Source organism: Thermus sp. (assembly GCF_056332225.1).
Map to the genome: position 1 here is coordinate 1 of NZ_JBWGQW010000085.1, position 4,086 is coordinate 4,086.

The window sequence follows — 4,086 nt, forward strand, 5'->3', positions numbered from 1 at the left end:
CGCCCCCACGTAGGGCTTGCCCAGAAGCTCCAAAAACCCCTGAAGGGTGCCGTCCTCGCCGTAGCGGCCGTGGACCAGGGGGAAGACCACCCCGTAGGCCTCCCAGTCCAGGGGCGGGGGGAAGGGATGGTCCCCGGAAGGGGCGGCCTTGGCCGCAAGGGCCTCCAAAGCCCGCTCCCCAAGGAGCCAACGCCCGTCCTTAGCGATAACGGCAAGCTCCGTGGGAAAGGGCATGAAGCGCAAAACCCCTTCGGCGGAGGAAAGGGAAACCTCGTGCTCCGGGCCCCTCCCCCCGGCCACCACCAGCACCTTGGGCGGCACCATACCCCAAGCTTATACCCTCCGCCGGGCCCCAAAGCGGCCTACCCTTGGCGGAGTTCCAAGCCGTTAAAGCGCTGGGCGCAGGGGAGAAGCCCTTCCTCCACCCAGCAGAGCACCGCTTCCCTAGCCACCGAAAGCACCCTTTCGGCCAGGGGCCACTCCTCCGGGGCAAAGGGGGAAAGGACATACTCGGCGCCAAGCTCCTTGGCGGGAGGCTTGCCGATGCCGATCCTCAGGCGGTGAAAGGCCGGGGTGCCCAGGGCCAGGGCGATGGAGGCTACCCCCCGGTTCCCCGCGGGGCTTCCCCCGGCCTTGAGGCGCAGGCGGCCCAAGGGCAGGTCCATCTCATCGTGGACCACCAGGATGCGCTCCGGGGGGATCTTGTAGAAGCGGGCCAGGGGGGCCACCGCCTGCCCCGTGAGGTTGTAGTAGGTGAGGGGCTTGAGGAAAAGGCCCCTTCGGCCCCCCACCTCGGCCTCGGCCAGGAGGGCCTCCCCCTTCCTCCGGAAGGCAAGCCCCATCCGGTCCAAGACCATGAAGCCCACGTTGTGCCGGGTGCGGGCGTAGGCCTCGCCCGGGTTCCCCTGGCCCACCACCAAGAACACGGCTCCCCCTGGCAAAAGGCGGGGGTGGTTACCCCCGCCACAAGGCACCCGGCAGGATCAGGCCTCCTCTTCTTTCTTGCCCTTCTTGATGACCTCGGGCTCGGCGGGGGCCTCGGCGGCCTCGGCGGCGAGCCGCTCCACGTCCTCGGGCGGCACCACCGCGGCGATGGTCTCCTCGGGGGGCATGGCAAGCCTCACCCCTTCAGGCAGCTTGAGGTCGGAGGCGTGGAGGCTATCCCCGATGCCGAGGCCGGAAACGTCCACCTCAATGTACTCGGGGATGTTCCGGGGAGAAACCCGCACCAGGATGTCCCGGTGCACCTCCTGGAGCACCCCGCCCTCCCGCACGCCCACGGGGGTGCCCACAAAGCGCAAGGGGACGTACATCTCCACGGGCTCGTCGGAGAGCACGTAGAAGTCCACGTGCTCGGGACGGCGGCGGCGCTTGTCCAGGTTCACCTGGCGCACCAAGGTGGGAAGCTCTTGCCCGTCAGGAAGCTCCAGGACGATGACGTGGTGGATGGAGGCCTGGCGGAAGACCTTGTCAAACTCCCCGAGCTCCACGTAAACCTTGCGGTTCAGGCTCTTGTTGTACATCACCCCGGGGAGCTTGCCCGCCCGCCTAAGGGCGCTGGGCTTCTCCCCTTCCCGGTAGTAGGCCTTCAGGCGATACTCCATGGTTCCTCCCAAACGCACACCCTGGCCCCTCAGGGGCACACAAAGAAAAGCTTACCACATCCCTACTAGATAAGGGCGCTCACCGACTGGTTGGTGTGGACGTGGCGGATGGCCTGGGCGAGAAGCTCGGCGGTGGAAAGCACCGTGTAGCCCCCGTCCTTCAGGGGGATGGTGTCGGTGAAGACCACCTCTTTGATGGCGGGGTGGGCGAGGTTCTCCCGGGCCTCCCCCACCAAAACGGCGTGGGTGGCCATGACCACCACCTCGGGAAGGGCCCCCGCCTGGAGGAGGGCCTCCACCCCCCGGCGGATGGTTCCCCCGGTGGAAACGATGTCGTCCACCAGGATGGGCCTTCTCCCCTCCACGTCCCCGATGACGTAGGTCACGGAGGTCTCCCGGGGTCCGTGGCGCCTTTTGGCCAGCATGGCGAGGGGAAGGCCGAGCCTTTCCGCAAGCCTTCTCGCCTCCTCGGCCCGGCCCGCGTCCGGGGAGACCACCACGGCGTTTTCCACGTACCCCTTTTCCCGGAGGTAGCGGGCGAAGAGGCGCACGGCGGAGAGGTGGTCCACGGGAATGTCAAAAAAGCCCTGGATCTGGGGGGCGTGGAGGTCAATGGCGATGACCCGCTCCACCCCCACCCTTTCCAAGAGGCTCGCCACCAGCTTGGCGCTGATGGGCTCACGCCCCTCCGTCTGCTTGTCCTGGCGGGCGTAGCCGAAGTAGGGGATGACGGCGTTGATCCGCCCCGCCGAGCTCCGCCTGGCGGCGTCGGCGAGGAGGAGGAGCTCCATCAGGTGGTCGTTCACCGGGGGGCAGGTAGGCTGGACCAGGTAGACGTCCTCCCCGCGGACGCTCTCCAAAAGCCTTACCCGCACCTCCCCGTCTGGAAAGCGGTCCACCAGGGCCTTTCCCAAGGGCACCCCCAGGGCCTCCGCCACCCGCTGGGCCAAGTCGGGGTGGGCGCTCCCCGTGAAGAGCCGGATTTCCATGAAAACCCCCCCTTCAGTATACGAGGGCCCGGGCGAGGAGGCCGAGGCGCCTTGCGGCCTCCCGCAAAAAGGCCTGGAAGTCCAAGGCCGCCCCCTCCCCCGCCCCATCGGTCACGGCGCGGACCAGGGCCATGGGGTGGCGGAAGCGCCAGGCCACCATGAGGGCCGCGGCCCCTTCCATCTCCACGGCCTGGGCCCCGAAGCGCTCCCGGAGGCCCTGGGCCTCCCTCCGGTCCGCCAGGAACCTATCCCCCGTAGCCACCACTCCCAGGCGGTAGGGCAGACCGAGGCGCCCTGCCGCCTCCTCCGCCCGGGCGAGGAGGGCGGGGTCCGAAGGGAAGAAGCGTACCCCCCAAGCGGTCTCCCCCGGCTCGCGGCCGAAGGGGGTGAGGTCCACGTCCCACTGCACCGCTTTCTCCGCCAAAAGGAGGTCCAAGGCGCGGAGGGAAGGGTCCAAGGCCCCCGCCACCCCGAGGAAGAAGCTCTCCGAGGGGCGAAAGCGGGTGAGGACGTGGGCTACGGCCAGGGCCGCCGCCACCTTGCCCACCCCCGTTTCCGCCACCAAGACCCCCTCGCCCCGGTGGAGGGGGAAGGGGGCGGGAAGGGCCTCCCCCGCCCCCAGGGCCTCCCGGAGGGCGGCGGCCTCCTCGGGCTCGGCGGCGAAGAAGGCGGTCATAGGGGGATGGTGGGCTGGACCCTAAGCCCCGCCCTCAGCGCCTTCTCCGCCCAGGCCTTGGCGCCCTCGAGGTCGTGGTCCCGGTAGTTGCCGCACTCCTTAAAGCTCGCCCCGGGGATGGGACCTTCGTGAAGGAGGACGTCCCGAAGGGCTCTTTCCCAGGCCACAAGGACTCTTTCTTCGTCCAAGGGGCCTTCCACCACCAGGTAAAACCCCGTGCGGCACCCCATGGGGGAGAGGTCAATGACCCCCGGGAGGTGGTCCCTCAGGTACCCGGCGAGGAGGTGCTCCAGGGTGTGGAGGCTCGCCGTGGGCAGGGCCTCCCGGTTGGGCTGGGCGAGCCTCAAGTCGTACTTCTCCACCACGCCCCCCGCGAGGGCCTTCCTCCCCGCCAGGCGCACGTAGGGGGCCTTTACCTTGGTGTGGTCCAGGCTGAAGCTCTCCACCTCGGCCATGCCCCCATTACACCAAACCCCCCGGGGAAAGGCGTATACTTGCCCCGTGGTCCTGGTCCTGGACTTCGGCTCCCAGTACACGCGGCTCATCGCAAGAAGGCTCCGGGAGCTCCTCCCGGGGGACGCCCCCCTGGAGGAGGTCCTCAAGCACCGCCCCCAGGCCCTCATCCTCTCCGGGGGGCCCAAAAGCGTCTTCGCGCCCGACGCCCCCCGCCCCGACCCCAGGCTCCTCTCCTCGGGCCTCCCCATCCTCGGGATCTGCTACGGGATGCAGCTCCTCGCCAAGGAGCTCGGGGGGCGGGTGGAGCGCGCCGGAAGGGCCGAGTACGGCAAGGCCCTCCTCACCCGCTACGAGGGCCCCC

6 protein-coding genes and 1 pseudogene are annotated in these 4,086 nt (G+C 69.1%); 1 reads left to right on the forward strand and 6 read right to left on the reverse strand.

The features are described from left to right. From AC01Y6_RS09755 to AC01Y6_RS09780, 6 genes and pseudogenes are all read right to left on the reverse strand, one after another. Window positions 1-324: pseudogene (locus tag AC01Y6_RS09755) on the reverse strand (D-alanine--D-alanine ligase); the annotation flags it as partial. Window positions 325-362: 38 nt separating this feature from the next. Further along, window positions 363-926: an aminoacyl-tRNA hydrolase gene (gene pth / locus AC01Y6_RS09760; RefSeq protein WP_476671324.1), complete on the reverse strand. Its 564-nt coding sequence runs from the start codon at window positions 924-926 to the stop codon at window positions 363-365. Window positions 927-983: 57 nt separating this feature from the next. Next, window positions 984-1,604: a 50S ribosomal protein L25 gene (locus tag AC01Y6_RS09765; protein ID WP_428715146.1), complete on the reverse strand. Its 621-nt coding sequence runs from the start codon at window positions 1,602-1,604 to the stop codon at window positions 984-986. A 65-nt stretch (window positions 1,605-1,669) separates the two neighbouring features. Beyond that, window positions 1,670-2,593: a ribose-phosphate diphosphokinase gene (locus tag AC01Y6_RS09770; RefSeq protein ID WP_428720631.1), complete on the reverse strand. Its 924-nt coding sequence runs from the start codon at window positions 2,591-2,593 to the stop codon at window positions 1,670-1,672. Between the two features lie 13 nt (window positions 2,594-2,606). Further along, complete coding sequence (gene mtnN, locus AC01Y6_RS09775) at window positions 2,607-3,269, reverse strand: 5'-methylthioadenosine/S-adenosylhomocysteine nucleosidase (RefSeq protein ID WP_476671326.1); 663 nt, start codon at window positions 3,267-3,269, stop codon at window positions 2,607-2,609. Next, window positions 3,266-3,724, reverse strand: a complete 459-nt coding sequence (locus tag AC01Y6_RS09780; protein WP_428715143.1) for an S-ribosylhomocysteine lyase — start codon at window positions 3,722-3,724, stop codon at window positions 3,266-3,268. The genes mtnN and AC01Y6_RS09780 overlap by 4 nt, the downstream gene beginning before the upstream one ends. A 46-nt stretch (window positions 3,725-3,770) precedes the next feature. On the opposite strand from AC01Y6_RS09780, the gene AC01Y6_RS09785 reads away from it, so the two are divergent. Next, on the forward strand, window positions 3,771-4,086 hold a 316-nt coding region (locus AC01Y6_RS09785; protein ID WP_476671328.1), incomplete at its 3' end, for a glutamine amidotransferase-related protein.